We start from the raw sequence: 18,584 nt of genomic DNA, 5'->3' as shown, positions 1-18,584 counted from the left end.
TATGAGTTTTCCTGTTCGTAAGTTTGATGCCGTGATTGTTGGCGGTGGTGGTGCAGGTTTACGCGCAGCCCTCCAATTGTCTAAATCTGGTTTGAATTGTGCTGTTTTGTCTAAAGTGTTCCCGACCCGTTCTCATACTGTAGCGGCTCAGGGCGGTATTTCTGCTTCATTGGGTAATGTGCAGGAAGACCGTTGGGATTGGCACATGTACGATACCGTGAAAGGTTCCGACTGGTTGGGCGACCAAGATGCGATTGAGTTTATGTGTCGCGCCGCGCCTGAAGCGGTGATTGAGTTGGAACACATGGGTATGCCTTTTGACCGCGTGGAAAGCGGCAAAATTTACCAACGTCCTTTCGGCGGCCATACTGCCGAACACGGTAAACGCGCGGTAGAACGTGCTTGCGCGGTTGCCGACCGTACCGGTCATGCGATGTTGCATACGTTGTACCAACAAAACGTCCGTGCCAATACACAATTCTTTGTGGAATGGACGGCGCAAGATTTGATTCGTGATGAAAACGGCGACGTTGTCGGTGTAACTGCCATGGAAATGGAAACCGGCGAAGTTTATATTTTCCACGCTAAAGCTGTAATGTTTGCTACCGGCGGCGGCGGCCGTATTTATGCGTCTTCTACCAATGCCTATATGAATACCGGTGATGGTTTGGGTATTTGTGCCCGTGCAGGTATTCCGTTGGAAGACATGGAATTCTGGCAATTCCATCCGACCGGTGTGGCCGGTGCAGGTGTGTTGATTACCGAGGGTGTACGCGGTGAAGGCGGTATTTTGTTGAACGCCAACGGTGAACGCTTTATGGAACGTTATGCCCCAACCGTAAAAGACTTGGCTTCCCGTGACGTGGTTTCCCGTGCAATGGCAATGGAAATCTACGAAGGTCGCGGTTGCGGTAAAAACAAAGACCACGTATTACTGAAAATCGACCATATCGGTGCAGAAAAAATTATGGAAAAACTGCCGGGCATCCGCGAGATTTCCATTCAGTTTGCCGGTATCGACCCGATTAAAGACCCGATTCCTGTCGTGCCAACTACCCACTACATGATGGGTGGCATTCCGACCAATTATCATGGCGAAGTTGTCGTTCCTCAAGGCGATGAATACGAAGTGCCTGTAAAAGGCCTGTATGCCGCAGGTGAGTGTGCCTGTGCTTCCGTACACGGTGCAAACCGCTTGGGTACCAACTCCTTGTTGGACTTGGTGGTATTCGGTAAAGCTGCCGGCGACAGCATGATTAAATTCATCAAAGAGCAAAACGGTTGGAAACCTCTGCCTGCTAATGCCGGCGAATTGACCCGTCAACGTATCGAGCGTTTGGACAACCAAACCGGCGGTGAAAACGTTGATGCCTTGCGTCGCGAGCTGCAACGTTCTGTTCAGTTGCACGCCGGCGTGTTCCGTACCGATGAGATTCTGAGCAAAGGCGTTCGAGAAATCATGGCGATTGCCGAGCGTGTGAAACGTACTGAAATCAAAGATAAGAGCAAAGTGTGGAATACCGCGCGTATCGAAGCTTTGGAATTGGATAATCTGATTGAAGTAGCGAAAGCGACTTTGGTGTCTGCCGAAGCACGTAAAGAATCGCGCGGCGCGCACGCTTCAGACGACCATCCTGAGCGCGATGACGAAAACTGGATGAAACATACCCTGTATCATTCAGATACCAATACTTTGTCTTACAAACCGGTACATACCAAGCCTTTGAGCGTGGAATACATCAAACCGGCCAAACGCGTTTATTGATGAGTTTTCAGACGGTCTTTATCTTGGAGGCCGTCTGAAACCTAACCATACCCACATTGAACTGCCTGAATCCATAATACAAAATCATTGGGCAGTTTATGAGAAAAGGAACACTTCTCATGGAAAAAATGAGTTTTGAAATTTACCGTTACAACCCGGACGTTGATGCCAAACCGTATATGCAACGTTACGAGTTGGAATTGGAACCAACCGACGTTAAACTTTTGGACGCTTTGGTGCGCCTGAAAGCACAAGACGATACATTGTCTTTCCGCCGTTCTTGCCGCGAAGGTATTTGCGGTTCTGACGGTATGAACATCAACGGCAAAAACGGCTTGGCATGTTTGACTGATTTGCGCAGCCTGAAACAGCCGGTCAAAATCCGTCCTCTGCCGGGTCTGCCTGTTATCCGCGACCTGATTGTGGACATGACCCAATTCTTCAAACAATATCATTCCATCAAACCTTATGTTGTCAACGACAATCCGATTGATGCGGACAAAGAGCGTTTGCAAACTCAGGAAGAGCGTAAAGAGTTGGACGGTTTGTACGAATGTATTTTGTGTGCCTGCTGCTCGACTGCTTGCCCGTCATTCTGGTGGAATCCTGATAAATTCGTCGGTCCGTCTGGTTTGCTGAATGCTTACCGCTTCATTGCGGACAGCCGCGATACCATTACTAATGAACGTTTGGATAATCTGAACGACCCATACCGTTTGTTCCGTTGCCACACCATTATGAACTGCGTAGACGTATGTCCTAAACACTTGAATCCGACCCGAGCCATCGGTAAGATTAAAGAGATTATGTTGAAACGAGCCGTTTAAGAAATGATGGTTTTTGACGATATTGCCAAACGGAAAATCCGTTTTCAAACCCGCCGGGGGTTGTTGGAATTAGATTTAATCTTCGGTAGGTTTATGGAAAAAGAATTCGAGCACCTGAGTGATCAGGAATTGTCCGAATTTTCCGAAATCCTCGAATTTCAAGACCAAGAATTGCTTGCCTTGATTAACGGACATTCGGCGACGGACAAGAAGCACCTGATTCCCATGCTTGAAAAAATCAGACAGGCATGATGTGTTATAGAGCTTGTTTGCGATACCGATCCGAACAAGCTCTTTCCATACGGAGGCCGTCTGAAAAAAAGACCGTGCCGCTTAGACGGCAACGAAAGCCCCAACCTACAAAGGAGTTTAAGAATGTCTAAATCAGTCAAGCTCACCACCCCAAATCAAGAGGCTTTGGAGCTGCCAGTATTGGAAGCAAGTATCGGCCATGATGTGGTTGACATCCGTGCGTTGACAAAAAATACAGGTCTGTTTTCATTTGACCCAGGATTCGTATCCACTGCAAGTTGCGAATCCAAAATCACTTATATTGACGGCGATAAAGGTCTGTTGTATTACCGTGGTTATCCTATCGAGCAGCTGGCCGAAAAATCCGATTACTTGGAAGTTTGCTACCTGTTGATCTACGGCGAGCTGCCTACGCCCGAGCAGAAAAAAGAATTTGATGCCACAGTCAGCCACCATACTATGGTGCATGAACAGTTGACTTGGTTCTTCCGCGGTTTCCGCCGTGATGCGCATCCGATGGCGATGATGGTGGGTGTGGTTGGCGCGCTGTCTGCGTTCTATCAAGACAGCTTGGATATTACCAATCCTGAACACCGCAAAATCGCGATTTACCGCTTAATCTCCAAAATTCCGACCATTGCGGCAATGTGTTACCGTTATTCCAACGGTTTGCCGTTCAATTATCCAAAAAATAACCTTTCCTATGCTGAAAACTTCTTGCACATGATGTTTGCCACACCATGTGAAGAATACAAACCTAATCCAGTATTGGCCCGCGCGCTCGACCGCATCTTTATTTTGCATGCCGATCACGAGCAAAATGCGTCAACTTCAACCGTGCGTTTGGCAGGCTCTTCAGGCGCGAACCCGTTTGCCTGTATTGCTGCCGGTATCGCTTGCCTGTGGGGTGCTTCACACGGCGGTGCAAACGAAGCCGTCTTGAAAATGCTGGATGAAATCGGCGATGTTTCGAATGTTGCCGAATACATGGAAGGCGTGAAACAACGCAAATACCGCCTGATGGGCTTCGGTCACCGCGTATACCGCAATATGGACCCGCGCGCCAGCATCATGCGCGAAACCTGCTATGAAGTTTTGAAAGAGTTGGGTTTGGAAGACAGTCCGAAATTCAAACTGGCAATGGAATTGGAACAAATTGCACTGAAAGACCCATTCTTTGTCGAACGCAAACTGTATCCAAACGTCGATTTCTACTCCGGCATCGTCTTGTCCGCGTTAGGTATCCCGACTGAAATGTTTACCGTTATCTTTGCGTTGTCCCGCAGTGTAGGCTGGATTTCACATTGGCATGAAATGATTAGCGATCCGACACTGAAAATCGGCCGCCCACGTCAACTGTATACCGGTGCGGAACGTCGTGATTATGTTCCGGTAGATAAGCGCTAACAGACGATATATTAATATATTGTTGAAAAGTCGTTTGAAAAAATCGAATTGTTGTTTTCAATGAGGTTGACCCGTAATTAATTAAGTTGATAACAGGTAATTTGATTTAAAATAGGGTAGAATAAAGTGTCATTTCAGACGGCCTGAATTCCGTTCGGAGAACACGGGATTCTACCCTTTGTTTATATTTTAAAGAAAAGAGCTCACGCCATGATGGACGAAAAACTCAATTTCTCTTATCTGTTTGGTTCTAATGCGCCATACATCGAGGAGTTGTATGAAAAGTTTCTGGAAAACCCGGAATCTGTCGATGAAAAATGGAAACAGTATTTTACAGATTTGAGTAAACAGCCGGGCGCAGTCGCTGTCGATGTTGCCCACACACCGATTCGTGAATCATTTGCCACTTTGGCTAAAAAGAAAATTGCATCTGCTGTTGCAGGCGGTGTGGATGAGGCAATGATGAAAAAGCAAGTCAGCGTTTTGCGACTGATTTCTGCCTATCGTATTCAAGGCGTGGGTGCGGCCCAACTTGATCCGCTCAAACGTATTCCCCCTCAAAACATCGAAGCACTCGACCCTAAATTCCACGGTCTGTCTGATGCCGACATGGCGCTTCAATTCAATATGGGCGAGGGCGACTTTTCCGGTCAAGGCAAATTGCCCCTTTCCCAAATCATCAGCAATCTGAAACAAACCTACTGCGGCCACATTGCATTGGAATATATCTATATTCCGAATACTGAAGAGCGTCGTTGGGTGCGCAATTATTTTGAAAGCGTATTGTCCACACCGCATTACAATGCCGATCAAAAACGCCGCATTTTGAAAGAAATGACTGCCGCCGAAACTTTGGAACGTTATCTGCATACCAAATATGTCGGTCAAAAACGTTTCGGTGTCGAAGGTGGTGAAAGCGCGATTGCCGGTTTGAACTACCTGATTCAAAACGCCGGTAAAGACGGCGTGGAAGAAGTCATCATCGGTATGGCACACCGTGGCCGTCTGAATGTTTTGGTTAACATTTTGGGCAAAAAACCGGCCGATCTGTTTGCCGAATTTGAAGGCCGTGCCGAAATCAAATTGCCTAGCGGCGACGTGAAATACCACATGGGCTTCAGCTCCGATATCGCCACTCCGCATGGCCCGATGCATGTTTCTTTGGCGTTCAACCCGTCACACTTGGAAATTGTTAACCCGGTAGTGGAAGGTTCTGCGCGCGCCAAACAAAAACGTTTGGGCGAAAACGGCCGCGATAAAGTTTTGCCGGTATTGATTCACGGTGACTCCGCATTTATCGGTTTGGGTGTTAACCAAGCAACATTCAACCTGTCTAAAACACGCGGTTATACCACCGGCGGTACTGTTCACATCGTGATCAACAACCAAATCGGCTTTACCACTTCCGATACCCGCGATACCCGTTCAACCGTACACTGTACCGATATCGCAAAAATGGTTTCCGCTCCGGTTATCCACGTGAACGGCGATGACCCTGAACGCGTTTGCTTTGCCATCCAAGCCGCTTTGGATTACCGCAAAAAATTCCATAAAGACATCGTGATCGACGTTGTCTGCTACCGTAAATGGGGCCACAACGAGGGCGATGATCCGACCCTGACCCAACCGATGATGTACAAAAAAGTATCGCAACACCCAGGTGCGCGTGCTTTGTACACCGAACAACTGATTGCCGAAGGCGTGGTCACCCAAGCTGAGGCTGACGGTTACATCCAAGCCTACCGTGATGCTTTGGACAAAGGCGAACATGTTGAACAAACAACGCTGAGCAACTTCCAACGCACGCAAATCGACTGGAGTAAATACCAAGGCAAAGATTGGCGCGAAAAAATCGAAACCGGTTTGCCTGCCGCCGACATCGAGCGTCTTACCGAGAAATTCACCGCCGTACCGGAAGGCTTTGCCCTGCATCCGACTGCAAAACGTGTGATCGAAGCGCGTAAAGCCATGGCATCCGGCAAACAGCCTATCGACTGGGGTATGGCCGAAACCCTCGCGTACGCAAGCCTGCTGACCAAAGGTCATGGCGTGCGTATCTCCGGTGAGGACTCCGGCCGCGGTACATTCTCACACCGTCATGCCGTTCTGCACGATCAAAAACGCGAAAAATGGGACGACGGTACTTATGTTCCTCTGCGCAACATGGGCGAAGGCTTGGGCGAGTTCCTGGTTATCGACTCTATCTTGAACGAAGAAGCCGTGATGGCGTTCGAGTACGGCTTTGCCTGCTCCGCTCCTGACAAGCTGACCATTTGGGAAGCTCAATTCGGTGACTTCGCCAACGGTGCGCAAGTAACTATCGACCAATTCCTGTCTTCAGGCGAAACCAAATGGGGTCGTTTGTGCGGCCTGACCACCATCCTGCCACACGGCTACGACGGTCAAGGCCCCGAGCACTCTTCTGCACGCGTAGAACGTTGGTTGCAACTGTGTTCTGAGAACAATATGCAAGTTATCATGCCGTCTGAAGCGTCGCAAATGTTCCACCTCTTGCAACGCCAAGTTTTGGGTTCATACCGCAAACCGCTGGTGATTTTCATGTCCAAACGCCTGTTGCGCTTCAAAGGTGCAATGAGCCCGCTGGAAAACTTCACCGAAGGTTCGACTTTCCGTCCGGTTATCGGCGATACTGCCGAACGCGCAAGCAACGACAGCGTGAAACGCGTAGTCTTGTGTGCCGGTCAGGTTTACTATGACTTGGAAGCTGGCCGTGCCGAGCGTAAACTGGAAGATGATGTTGCTATCGTCCGCGTTGAGCAGCTGTATCCGTTCCCATATGAAGAGGTTAAAGCTGAACTGGCGAAATATCCGAACGCAAAATCTGTGGTTTGGGCGCAAGAAGAGCCGAAAAACCAAGGCGCGTTCTACCAAATCCGCCACCGCATCGAAGGCGTTATCAGCGAAGAGCAAAAACTGTCTTATGCCGGTCGTCCAAGCAGCGCATCGCCTGCAGTGGGCTACTCAAGCAAACACATTGCTCAATTGAAACAATTGGTTGAAGACGCTTTGGCGTTGTAAGCCTAGCAGCATTCCGTCTGAGGCTGCTCAGGCGGAATGCCCATATGCAGAATTAAAAACACACAACAGGCCGTCTGAAAGGGCCATTGGAGACACAAAATGATTATTGATGTAAAAGTACCTATGCTGTCTGAAAGCGTATCTGAAGGCACGCTCTTGGAATGGAAGAAAAAAGTTGGCGAAGCAGTTGCGCGTGACGAAATCCTGATCGATATCGAAACTGACAAAGTGGTTTTGGAAGTACCTTCTCCGCAAGCCGGCGTATTGGTAGAAATCGTAGCGCAAGACGGTGAAACCGTTGTTGCTGACCAAGTTTTGGCCCGTATCGATACAGCTGCCACTGTCGCCGCTGAAGCACCTGCCGCCGCGCCTGCAGAAGCTGCCCCAGCAGCCGCTCCAGCTGCCGCACAAAACAATGCCGCTATGCCTGCCGCTGCCAAACTGGCTGCCGAGACCGGTGTTGACGTGAACGCATTGCAAGGTTCCGGCCGTGACGGTCGCGTCTTGAAAGAAGACGTACAAAATGCCGCTGCCAAACCTGCCGCAGCCGCTGCTCCTGCTGTTGCACTTCCTGCCGGCGCACGTCCTGAAGAACGCGTACCAATGAGCCGCCTGCGTGCCCGTGTTGCAGAACGCCTCTTGGCTTCTCAACAAGAAAACGCCATTCTGACTACATTCAACGAAGTCAACATGAAACCAATCATGGACTTGCGTGCGAAGTACAAAGAAAAATTCGAGAAAGAACACGGCGTAAAACTGGGCTTCATGTCCTTCTTCGTTAAAGCCGCTGTTGCCGCTCTGAAAAAATATCCGGTTGTGAATGCTTCTGTTGACGGCAAAGACATCGTGTACCACGGCTACTTCGACATCGGTATCGCGATTGGCAGCCCACGCGGTTTGGTTGTGCCTATCTTGCGCGATGCCGACCAAATGAGCATTGCCGACATCGAACAAGCAATTGTTGATTACGCGAAAAAAGCCAAAGACGGCAAAATCGCTATCGAAGATCTGACCGGCGGTACATTCAGTATTACCAACGGCGGTACTTTCGGTTCTATGATGTCTACCCCAATCATCAACCCGCCTCAATCTGCGATTTTGGGTATGCACGCCACTAAAGAGCGCGCTGTGGTTGAAAACGGCCAAGTTGTTGTCCGTCCAATGATGTATCTGGCTCTGTCTTACGACCACCGTATCATCGACGGCCGCGAAGCTGTATTGACCTTGGTAGCCATTAAAGACGCATTGGAAGACCCAGCCCGCCTGCTGTTGGATCTGTAATCGTTTCAGACGGCCTTTTATTTATTAATGAAAAGGCCGTCTGAATTTTTATTTAGATGTAGCGTAATGTAGTATCGTGCTACAATAGGCTCAACGAACGATTGAGGCCGTCTGAAACATTTGATTCGAATGAATCGACAGATATGGACTTTCAGACGGCCTTTTCTTAAAACCATCAAAACGCAGTCATTCAAAATAAAAAAGAAACAAAAAGTATCGTTTTTATTTTGAGATACTGCGAAAAGCAAAGGATGACACGATGTCTCAATATGATGTAGTAGTGATTGGTGCAGGCCCGGGCGGATACGTTGCCGCCATCCGTGCCGCGCAACTGGGTTTCAAAACCGCTTGCGTTGATGCAGGCGTCAACAAAGCTGGCGATGCCCCTGCCTTGGGCGGTACTTGTTTGAACGTAGGCTGTATCCCTTCTAAAGCCCTGTTGCAATCCAGCGAACATTTCCACGCAGCGCAACACGAGTTTGCCGAACACGGTATCACTGTCGGCGACGTAAAATTCGACGCGGCCAAAATGATTGAGCGCAAAGATGCCATCGTGACCAAACTGACCGGCGGCGTGAAATTCCTGTTCCAAAAAAACAAAGTAACCAGCTTGTTCGGTACAGCTTCCTTTGCCGGTAAAAATGGCGATGCTTACCAAATCGAAGTCGATAACAAAGGCGAGAAAACCGTTATCGAAGCCAAGCACGTCATCGTAGCCACCGGTTCCGTACCGCGTCCGCTGCCACAAGTCGCCATCGACAATGTGAACGTATTGGACAACGAAGGCGCATTAAACCTGACCGAAGTGCCTGCCAAACTCGGCGTGATCGGTTCCGGCGTGATTGGTTTGGAAATGGGTTCCGTATGGAACCGCGTGGGTGCAGAAGTTACCATTCTTGAAGCTGCTCCGACCTTCCTGGCTGCCGCAGACCAACAAATCGCCAAAGAAGCCTTCAAATACTTTACCAAAGAGCAAGGTTTGAACATCGAATTGGGCGTGAAAATCGGCGACATCAAATCTGAAGGCAAAGGCGTTTCCGTTGCTTACGAAACTGCTGCCGGCGAAGCCAAAACCGAAGTATTCGACAAACTGATCGTTGCCATCGGCCGTATTCCAAACACCAAAGGCCTGAACGCCGAAGCCGTAGGCTTGGAAAAAGACGAACGCGGCTTTATCAAAGTGGACGGCGAATGCCGTACCAACCTGCCTAACGTATGGGCAATCGGCGACGTGGTCCGCGGCCCGATGTTGGCACACAAAGCCAGCGATGAAGGCGTTGCCGTTGCCGAGCGCATTGCCGGTCAAAAACCGCATATCGACTTCAACAACGTACCGTTTGTTATTTACACCGACCCTGAAATCGCTTGGGTAGGTAAAACCGAAGAGCAGCTCAAAGCCGAAGGCGTGGAGTACAAAAAAGGTACTTCAGGTTTCGGCGCAAACGGTCGCGCATTGGCCATGGGCAAAGCCAAAGGTACGGTTAAAGTGTTGGCAGATGCCAAAACCGACCGTATCTTGGGCGTACACATGATCGGCCCGGTTGTCAGCGAATTGGTTACCGAAGGCGTGACTGCGCTCGAATTTTTCGCCAGCAGCGAAGACATCGCCCGCATTATCCATGCCCACCCAACCTTGTCCGAAGTGGTTCACGAAGCTGCCTTGGCGGCCGACAAACGCGCTTTGCACGGTTGATAGACATTAAGGCCGTCTGAAACTTTTCAGACGGCCTTAAGGCCTTCGACAAATTGAATGTTTCGATAGCTTCGTTTTCTGATTTATAATTCCGTCAGACAAACACACAGCATTTACATTCATTATGAACAAAGAAATAGTCGGTATTTTCTTTATACCGGCGGGCATCATCAGCATGTGTATGGCTGCATTGTGGCAGATGTATGTGATGATGACCGAAACTTATACGCTCAACCGTTTCAAAGATAAAGAATTGGTTTGGCGCGTGGCATTGTTGTTTATCAGTTTCAGCCTTGCCGTTTATCTGCTCTGCCCGAATTCGCGTAAAAAAGGCATTGTCTTTTTTATTCTCGGAGGAGGCGGTGCAACCATGTATCTGCTGGCGCGGATGTGGTTGCCCTTCAGTAAATAGTAGGGCCGTCTGAAAATATGGGATTGGCCGCAGGGCGATTCCTAAAACCCACTCACCTTAAGGAGAAATCCATGAATTTACACGAGTATCAGGCTAAAGAACTGCTGGCTAGCTACGGTTTGCCCGTACAAGGCGGTATTTTGGCACACAACGGCGAAGAAGCCGCTGCAGCTTACGACAAATTGGGCGGCAAATTCGCTGTTGTCAAAGCACAAGTACACGCCGGCGGCCGCGGTAAAGCGGGCGGCGTAAAAGTCGTTAAAAGCCGCGAAGAAGCTAAAGAAGTGGCTGAAAGCCTGATTGGTACCAACTTGGTAACTTACCAAACCGATGCCAACGGCCAACCTGTCAACAGCGTTTTGGTTTGCGAAGACATGTATCCGGTTCAAACCGAGCTGTACTTGGGCGCAGTGGTTGACCGTTCTACCCGCCGCGTTACATTCATGGCTTCTACCGAAGGCGGCGTGGAAATCGAAAAAGTTGCTGCCGAAACTCCAGAAAAAATCTTCAAAGTAACCGTTGATCCGCTGGTCGGCCTGCAACCTTGCCAAGCTCGCGAAGTTGCCTTCCAACTGGGCTTGAAAGACAAACAAATCAACGAGTTCGTCAAACTGATGACCGGCGCGTACAAAGCGTTTGTCGAAAACGACTTCGCCCTGTTTGAAGTAAACCCATTGGCAGTCCGTGAAAACGGCGACTTGGCCTGTGTGGACGGCAAAATCGGTATCGACAGCAACGCGCTCTACCGCCTGCCGAAAATTGCCGCTTTGCGCGACAAATCTCAAGAAAACGAACGTGAGCTGAAAGCTTCTGAATTCGACCTGAACTATGTTGCCCTGGAAGGCAACATCGGCTGTATGGTTAACGGCGCAGGTTTAGCGATGGCCACTATGGACATCATCAAACTGAAAGGCGGCCAACCTGCCAACTTCTTGGACGTTGGCGGCGGCGCAACCAAAGACCGCGTGGTTGAAGCGTTCAAACTGATTCTAGAAGACAAATCCGTTAAAGGCGTATTGATCAACATCTTCGGCGGTATTGTACGTTGCGACATGATTGCGGAAGCCATCGTGGCAGCCGTTAAAGAAATCAACGTCAACGTGCCTGTCGTTGTTCGTTTGGAAGGTAACAACGCCGAACTCGGCGCGAAAATCCTGAACGAATCAGGTCTGAAACTGACTTCTGCAGACGGCCTGAATGACGCAGCCGAAAAAATTGTTGCAGCCGTAAACGCCTAAGGAGAAAAGAATGAGCGTATTGATTAATAAAGACACTAAAGTATTGGTTCAAGGTTTCACCGGTAAAAACGGTACTTTCCACTCCGAACAAGCTCTGGCTTACGGCACTAAAGTTGTCGGCGGCGTTACCCCGGGTAAAGGCGGTCAAACCCACCTGAACCTGCCTGTGTTCAACACCATGAAAGAAGCCGTTAAAGAAACCGGCGCGGACGCATCTGTAATTTACGTTCCCGCTCCGTTTGTGTTGGATTCTATCGTTGAAGCCGTTGATTCCGGCGTAGGCTTGGTCGTTGTGATTACCGAGGGCGTTCCGACTCTGGACATGCTCAAAGCCAAACGCTACTTGGAAACCAATGGCAATGGCACCCGCTTGGTCGGCCCTAACTGCCCTGGCGTGATTACTCCGGGTGAGTGCAAAATCGGTATTATGCCGGGCCACATTCACCAACCTGGCCGCATCGGTATTATTTCCCGTTCCGGTACATTGACTTATGAAGCCGTGGCACAAACCACCAAACTGGGCTTGGGTCAATCAACCTGTATCGGTATCGGCGGCGACCCGATTCCGGGCATGAACCAAATCGACGCGCTGAAACTCTTCCAAGAAGACCCAGATACCGACGCCATCATCATGATCGGTGAAATCGGCGGTACTGCGGAAGAAGAAGCAGCCGAATACATCCAATCCAACGTAACCAAACCTGTTGTCGGCTACATCGCAGGTGTGACCGCTCCTAAAGGCAAACGCATGGGCCACGCCGGTGCGATTATTTCCGGCGGTAAAGGTACTGCCGAAGAGAAATTTGCCGCTTTCGAAAAGGCCGGCATCGCCTACACCCGCAGCCCTGCCGAATTGGGCACTACCATGCTGGAAGTGTTGAAAGTAAAAGGTTTGGCATAAGACTTAAGTCTTTAAGCTGAATGGAAAAGGCCGTCTGAAGTTTTCAGACGGCCTTTTTTAATTTCATTTGGTTGTTTTTACATATTTGATACTTAATTTGATTGGAATTAATGCGATAACCGGAGAGAAATGTTTATAATTGATTAACAGATAAACAGTCTGTAACCATATCAACCTATCTCAAGGAGAAAAACATGAAAAAACACGATTTTGAAGCACGTCGCGAGGCTTTGCTGAAAGACATCCGAGAAGTGATGGATGATGTGGAAGAGTTGTACCGTGACGGTGTGGAAGCCGGTTCGGAAGAGGGCGGCAAAGCCCGGGCCAAATTGGAAGAGAAATTGGCCGCGGCCAAAGAACGTTTGAGCCGTTTTGAAGAAGAGGCCGGCGAACGTTTGCGCCATCATGCCGAGCGTGCGCGTGAGAAATACGAGCGGTTTGAAGAGGCGGCCCAGGAGCGTTTTAAAGAAGGCAAAGAGCGCTTTGCCGAATTTGAAGCCGATGCGGGCGAGCGCTTGAAACGCGGTGCCAAACACGCTGATGAAGTGGTGCATGAGAAACCATACTATGCGATGGGTTTTGCCGCATTGGCCGGTTTGGTTGTCGGTGTGTTGTTGAACCGCCGTTAATGTGAATATGTTAAGGCCGTCTGAACAGGCGTACACATGAAATCTTGGATTTCATTGCGCCGTACAGACGGCCTTAGCCTTATGTTTCCTGAGAAAAAGGATAATCGAGATGGGAATTCGCCAGCGTTTTGAACATGGCAAGGCTTTGTTGAATCAGGGCGCGGATTTGCTGCTGCTGCGTTTGCAGGTATTGAGCTTGGATTTGACGCGTCAGGCGGAGAATGTGTTCCGTTTGGCGGTTTGGCTGGTGTTGTCCGGCGCGCTGTTGATGGTGGGCTTGGTCGGTTTGCTGTTCGGCTTGAACCGCGTGCTGTCGGATGTGGCGGCGTTATGGGTGTTTTTTGGCATTTTCTTCGTGAGCCTGCTGATTATTGCTGTATTGTTCCGCAAAGTATCGGCAGATTATCGCGAGCAGGGCAGTCGTGTGGCTGAGACCTTGCAGGATATTCGGACGGACATTGCGTATTTGCGCGGTGAGATAGACAAGGGGGCGGACGATGAAGCAACAGGTGCATAGAGTTTTTTAAGAATATTAGAGCATGTTAATTTTATTGCAAATGCAGTTATAGATAGACATAAAAATATTCTCGTAGCTTTTAAGATACTCTTGAAACCTTAGTTAGGCACTTGCTATCTAATGATAAGGGATTGTCCTCGAATAATCAGTAAAGAGAGATTTGTTCTGGTTATCTATAGCAGGGTAGTTCCAGTAATATTAATTTTGGGATAGAGTTTTATCAGTATATGAAGGTTGTTAGAAAATTTAAATGATAGGCAATCACCATTTTCATCCAAATATAGCTCCGACAGATCTTCTAGATAAAGATCAATGACAATATAATCTTTTCTGTAAAACAAGAGTCTGACAGAATTTACTGTCAGATCAAAGCTTAAAGTAACTCGTTCATCACCGTTAACAAACTTAACGGTCTGAATAACATCGTCTATTTCGCAATCAAACCCATAAATAGACATAAACTCATTACAATTTGGAATCACTAATTTAGCATTATTCATTTTGGTTCCCTTCTTTGAGTATTATGGTAGCAGAAGATTTCGAGTTGTTATTTATTATTGGAAAAAGGCTCTCAAATTTTTAACTTTTAAGGGCAGTTACATCTTCTTTTGTTTAATCATTTTGTTTTCCTGAAAAGAGATAATTGAGATAACGTTGTCAAATCTGGTGGCTTTGAGGATATTTTTAGGTATTTTTTATGAAGCTGTTGATTATACTGTATCATTTTAAACAGTATCGGCAGATTATCGGGAGCAGGGCAGTCGTGTGGCTGAGACCTTGCAGGATATTCGGACGGACATTGCGTATTTGCGCGGTGAGATAGACAAGGGGGCGGACGATGAAGCAACAGGAGTATGAAGAAGCGCGCGAGCTGCTGATTTTGGAAGCCAAGCTGGTGCGGTTGCGGATTGAGGCGGAAAATTTGAAACTGCGTAAAGTGGAAGAACGGGAGGCGTGGCAGTCTGATCGTTTGATGATGTTGGCCGATGTGGCGTTTCAGTTGAGCCAAACGCGTTTGCTGTCTCAACGCGCTTTGTTGTCTACATCACGCCGGCGGCATTGGATTTGGCTGGTATTGGCGGTCGTATTAGGCTTGTCGAGATAATCGAGGGCAGAGGGGTAGTCTAAACATTGTCTGTGATGAGGTGTCGGATTGTGTGAGCCGCTTGTTGAGGACGCTGTGTTGTTGTGTTGCCGAGATTTAAACTTTATCTATGTTGAGTATTTTTTACAAAAGACACCGGCCGTCTGAACATTTCAGACGGCCTCAATGTTTGGAGTTTCAGATATAATGGCGGCAATTTTGAAATTGTTAAATGAAGGATAAGTGATGAACCGTTTGTATCCCCACCCGATTATCGCCCGCGAGGGCTGGCCGATTATCGGCGGCGGTTTGGCTTTGAGCCTGTTGGTGTCGATGTGTTGCGGCTGGTGGTCTTTGCCGTTTTGGGTGTTTACTGTATTTGCCCTGCAGTTTTTCCGCGACCCTGCGCGTGAGATTCCGCAAAATCCTGAAGCGGTGTTGAGTCCGGTTGACGGCCGTATCGTGGTGGTCGAGCGCGCACGCGATCCGTATCGTGATGTCGATGCTTTGAAAATCAGTATTTTTATGAACGTGTTCAACGTGCATTCGCAAAAATCGCCTGCCGATTGTACAGTAACGAAAGTGGTTTATAACAAAGGCAAATTCGTGAATGCGGATTTGGACAAAGCCAGCACGGAAAATGAACGTAACGCGGTGTTGGCGACTACGGCCTCTGGTCGTGAAATTACTTTTGTTCAAGTGGCCGGTTTGGTGGCGCGCCGTATTTTGTGCTACACCCAAGCCGGTGCGAAACTGTCCCGTGGCGAACGCTATGGCTTTATCCGCTTCGGTTCGCGCGTGGATATGTATCTGCCTGTCGATGCGCAGGCGCAAGTGGCGATTGGCGATAAAGTAACCGGCGTCAGCACTGTATTGGCGCGTTTGCCGCTGACTGCGCCGCAAACTGAATCTGAGCCTAAAGCCGCAGCTTCTCAAGCTGCCCCGGTTGAAACAGTGGCAAACCCATCTACCGAACAGCAGCAAATCGAAGCAGCGGCGGCCAAGATTCAAGCGGCTGCGCAAGATGTGTTGAAAGATTAATGGCCGATTTTAAAATTGGTTTAAAGTAAGAAAAAGGTTTTCAGACGGCCGTCTGAAAACCTTTTTTGTTTATCTATCTGATTTTAAAACTTCACGTTTACACCGCCGGTAAAGCTGCGGCCCATTTGCGGCGTATCAGAGAGGAAGCTGCTGTGGGCGTAAACGGATTGGTTGAGCAGGTTGTCGGCTTTGACGTACCAATTCCACTCGCCATAGTGCGTATTGCGGCGGTAGTTTGCGCCGAGGTTGAGCATATGGTGTCCGGGCGTGCGCGTTTCGTAGCGGGCGAGTTTGTTTTGGGCGAACACGCGGTAGTAGTCCAAATTGGCATCGATGCGGTCGGTCAGCGCGGCTTTCAGGTGGACGCCGAGGCGCGCAGCTGGAACGCGGGGTGCGTTTTGGTCGTCCTGTGCGATGAAAGGACGGTTGCCGTAGGCATCTTCCCTGCCGGGTAGGGACGGTAGGTTTTTCAGACGGCCTCGTACATAGTCGCCGGAAAGTCCGATGCGGTAGCGCGGCGTGGGCTTGAAGTAAATTTCGCCTTCCGCGCCGTAGAAGTCGGCGCCGGATTGGTTATAGCGTACGAGCTTCATTTCGCTGTCGTCTTCGATGGATTTGGGGCCGCGCCCGTCGTTTAAGGTTTGGGCATAGATGTAGTTGCCGAAGCGGTTGCGGTAGAGTGCCAGATTGTATTGCCAGCGGTCGCCTTCGTAGCCCAGCGCGAGTTCGATGTTGTTGGAACGCTCTTTGTTGAGGTGTTTGTTGCCGACTTCAAAGGTATTGGTGGCGACGTGTTTGCCGTGTGCGTACAGTTCTTGCGTTGACGGCAGGCGTTCCTGATGGGAGGCGGTCAGGCTGAGTTTGTGATGTGGCGTGAAATACCAGTTGCCCGAAAGCGCGAACGAGCGGGCGGTTTGGCGGTGTGCGCCGAGGTCGGGCAGGGGTTGGTTGTAGTAGTTTTCCCGATCAATCAGGGCTTTGTCGTATTGGATGGAGGCTTTTTGTTTTTCCACGCGTACGCCGCCTTCAAGCGAGAAGTTGTCCCAGTTCGCCTGTTCTACGCCGAAAAAGCTGTAATGGCGGACATTGTTGTCAATCAGCATCGGTTGTTGGACGGTTTCGGGAATGGCGGAGAGCGCGCTGGATTTTTGTCCCAAATATTGCACGCCCCAGCTGCCTTTCAGACGGCCTATGGGTTGGTGGCGCAACTCGATGCGGGCGTTGTGTGTTTTGTTGTTGAAGAAGTTTTCTACTGCATCGCCTGCTTTTTCGTCGTGGTGGTAGTCGTTGCGGTTCAGGTGTACGCGCAGGGCTTCAAAACCGGGGAATGGCTGCTTCCATTCGGCGCGGAGTTCGTAGCGTTTGTTGCGCAGGTCTATCCACGGTTTGCCGTTGTGGGCATGGGCGTGTGCATTATCGTCGTCATGAAAGCCGCAGCTCAAGCCCGGGTTGTCGTAATCGATGTCTTCTTCGGTCAACAGGTGCGGATAAAGCTGCAAATAGCGTTTGTTAATCAAACTCTTCTGCCAGATGATGTCGGCGTGGCAGTCGTCGTAGAGATGGCTGTGGGCAGGCAGGCCGTATTGGTCGCGACGGTCGCTGTACGCTACGCCGAGGAAACCTTTATCCCCAACCCAAGACAGCCCGATGCTGCTGGTTTTTGAATCGGCATGGCTGTCTGGCAGTCGTTTCAGACGGCCTTCTTCTTTGTAATAGCGCGGTACGGCGTAATCGCCCGATTTTCGATACAAGCCTTCGGTATGCAGCACAAAGTTTTTGCCCAAGCCGATATTGATGCCTGCGGACGTCAGTTTTTCCAAATTGCCGCTGCTCAAACGTAATCCGGCTTCACCCGATACGCCGTTTTCAGGCATTTTTTCGGGGATTTTGCCATCGGCAACGTCGACCAAACCGGCCACATTGCCCGAGCTGTACAAGAGCGTAACCGGGCCGCGCAGGATTTCGACCTGTTGCGACAAGGCGCTGTCCACCATCAGGGCATGGTCTGGCGAGAAGTCCGCCATGTCGCCCGTTTCGCCGTGATGGTTCAACACTTTAATCCGTCTGCCTGTTTGACCGCGTATCACAGGCGCGGACGCGCCGCCGCCGTATTGCGAGGCATGAATGCCCGGTACGCCGTCCAAAGCATCGCCCAAGTTGACGGCTTTTTGGCGCAAGGTATCGCCGGAGATGATTTTGTCGGAGGCGGTCGAAGCGTGCAGCAGCCCCGAAGTGGCGCGCGGACGGCTTTTACCGACGACGGTAACCTCGTCCAAGTCAACCGACTGCTCGGTTTCATGCGCTTGGGAGAGGATAGGGGCGCTGATTAAAAGAATAGATAAAACAATGGGTTTGAGTGTGGTTTGTGTCATTTTAGTTTCTCATCATATTTCGAAAGGCTGTTATTATATAACATTTCATTATTAATATGATAAGATTTTTGAGAAAAAAGGCCGTTTGAAAACGAAGCGTGGTTTTCAGACGGCCTTTGGCTTGTA

16 protein-coding genes are annotated in these 18,584 nt (G+C 49.5%); 14 read left to right on the top strand and 2 right to left on the bottom strand.

Translation table 11 applies throughout. The features are described from left to right. Nucleotide 1 precedes the first annotated feature (1 nt). The 12 genes from sdhA (at nucleotide 2) to BBP27_RS06440 (ending at nucleotide 13,961) form a co-directional block, all read left to right on the top strand. The gene (gene sdhA / locus BBP27_RS06495; RefSeq protein WP_188211515.1) at nucleotides 2-1,765 is read left to right on the top strand and encodes a succinate dehydrogenase flavoprotein subunit; all 1,764 of its coding nucleotides are present in this window, start codon (nucleotides 2-4) and stop codon (nucleotides 1,763-1,765) included. 119 nt (nucleotides 1,766-1,884) lie between these two features. After that, on the top strand, nucleotides 1,885-2,592 hold the full coding sequence (locus BBP27_RS06490) for a succinate dehydrogenase iron-sulfur subunit (RefSeq protein ID WP_003678833.1): 708 nt from the start codon (nucleotides 1,885-1,887) through the stop codon (nucleotides 2,590-2,592). A gap of 3 nt (nucleotides 2,593-2,595) precedes the next feature. Then, the gene (locus BBP27_RS06485) at nucleotides 2,596-2,844 is read left to right on the top strand and encodes an FAD assembly factor SdhE (RefSeq protein ID WP_003678830.1); all 249 of its coding nucleotides are present in this window, start codon (nucleotides 2,596-2,598) and stop codon (nucleotides 2,842-2,844) included. A 123-nt stretch (nucleotides 2,845-2,967) separates the two neighbouring features. Continuing rightward, nucleotides 2,968-4,251 (top strand): citrate synthase, encoded by a 1,284-nt coding sequence (gene gltA / locus BBP27_RS06480; RefSeq protein ID WP_003745599.1) that lies wholly within the window; start codon nucleotides 2,968-2,970, stop codon nucleotides 4,249-4,251. A gap of 210 nt (nucleotides 4,252-4,461) precedes the next feature. Beyond that, the gene (locus tag BBP27_RS06475) at nucleotides 4,462-7,290 is read left to right on the top strand and encodes a 2-oxoglutarate dehydrogenase E1 component (protein WP_188211514.1); all 2,829 of its coding nucleotides are present in this window, start codon (nucleotides 4,462-4,464) and stop codon (nucleotides 7,288-7,290) included. Between the two features lie 99 nt (nucleotides 7,291-7,389). After that, nucleotides 7,390-8,571 carry a 2-oxoglutarate dehydrogenase complex dihydrolipoyllysine-residue succinyltransferase gene (gene odhB / locus BBP27_RS06470; RefSeq protein WP_188211513.1) on the top strand — a complete coding sequence of 394 codons (1,182 nt, stop codon included), beginning with the start codon at nucleotides 7,390-7,392 and terminating at the stop codon, nucleotides 8,569-8,571. A 259-nt stretch (nucleotides 8,572-8,830) separates the two neighbouring features. After that, on the top strand, nucleotides 8,831-10,264 hold the full coding sequence (gene lpdA / locus BBP27_RS06465) for a dihydrolipoyl dehydrogenase (protein WP_003745605.1): 1,434 nt from the start codon (nucleotides 8,831-8,833) through the stop codon (nucleotides 10,262-10,264). Between the two features lie 124 nt (nucleotides 10,265-10,388). Next, nucleotides 10,389-10,676 carry a hypothetical protein gene (locus tag BBP27_RS06460; protein WP_002242554.1) on the top strand — a complete coding sequence of 96 codons (288 nt, stop codon included), beginning with the start codon at nucleotides 10,389-10,391 and terminating at the stop codon, nucleotides 10,674-10,676. A 71-nt stretch (nucleotides 10,677-10,747) separates the two neighbouring features. Next, nucleotides 10,748-11,914 (top strand): ADP-forming succinate--CoA ligase subunit beta, encoded by a 1,167-nt coding sequence (gene sucC, locus BBP27_RS06455; protein WP_049352726.1) that lies wholly within the window; start codon nucleotides 10,748-10,750, stop codon nucleotides 11,912-11,914. A gap of 10 nt (nucleotides 11,915-11,924) precedes the next feature. Further along, the gene (sucD, locus tag BBP27_RS06450) at nucleotides 11,925-12,815 is read left to right on the top strand and encodes a succinate--CoA ligase subunit alpha (RefSeq protein WP_188211512.1); all 891 of its coding nucleotides are present in this window, start codon (nucleotides 11,925-11,927) and stop codon (nucleotides 12,813-12,815) included. Between the two features lie 194 nt (nucleotides 12,816-13,009). Next, nucleotides 13,010-13,444 (top strand): ElaB/YgaM/YqjD family protein, encoded by a 435-nt coding sequence (locus BBP27_RS06445; protein WP_188211511.1) that lies wholly within the window; start codon nucleotides 13,010-13,012, stop codon nucleotides 13,442-13,444. A gap of 109 nt (nucleotides 13,445-13,553) precedes the next feature. Next, nucleotides 13,554-13,961 carry a phage holin family protein gene (locus BBP27_RS06440; RefSeq protein ID WP_188211510.1) on the top strand — a complete coding sequence of 136 codons (408 nt, stop codon included), beginning with the start codon at nucleotides 13,554-13,556 and terminating at the stop codon, nucleotides 13,959-13,961. Between the two features lie 173 nt (nucleotides 13,962-14,134). Here BBP27_RS06440 and BBP27_RS06435 read toward each other — a convergent pair whose 3' ends face one another. Next, nucleotides 14,135-14,461, bottom strand: coding sequence for a hypothetical protein (locus BBP27_RS06435; RefSeq protein WP_188211362.1), 327 nt, complete (start codon nucleotides 14,459-14,461; stop codon nucleotides 14,135-14,137). Between the two features lie 338 nt (nucleotides 14,462-14,799). Here BBP27_RS06435 and BBP27_RS06430 point away from each other — a divergent pair, with 338 nt between their 5' ends. Then, nucleotides 14,800-15,066, top strand: coding sequence for a hypothetical protein (locus tag BBP27_RS06430; protein ID WP_188211363.1), 267 nt, complete (start codon nucleotides 14,800-14,802; stop codon nucleotides 15,064-15,066). Between the two features lie 225 nt (nucleotides 15,067-15,291). Next, nucleotides 15,292-16,086 (top strand): phosphatidylserine decarboxylase, encoded by a 795-nt coding sequence (locus BBP27_RS06425; RefSeq protein ID WP_188211364.1) that lies wholly within the window; start codon nucleotides 15,292-15,294, stop codon nucleotides 16,084-16,086. 83 nt (nucleotides 16,087-16,169) lie between these two features. Here the strand turns inward: BBP27_RS06425 and znuD are convergent, their stop codons facing one another. Then, on the bottom strand, nucleotides 16,170-18,458 hold the full coding sequence (gene znuD, locus BBP27_RS06420; RefSeq protein WP_188211365.1) for a TonB-dependent zinc receptor ZnuD: 2,289 nt from the start codon (nucleotides 18,456-18,458) through the stop codon (nucleotides 16,170-16,172). Between the last annotated feature and the right edge of the window lie 126 nt (nucleotides 18,459-18,584).

Origin of the sequence: Neisseria sp. RH3002v2g (genome assembly GCF_014596425.2) — a bacterium.
Classification (GTDB): domain Bacteria; phylum Pseudomonadota; class Gammaproteobacteria; order Burkholderiales; family Neisseriaceae; genus Neisseria.
Note: the sequence above shows the minus strand (reverse complement) of the source record. Positions and strands in the feature narration are given on the sequence as shown.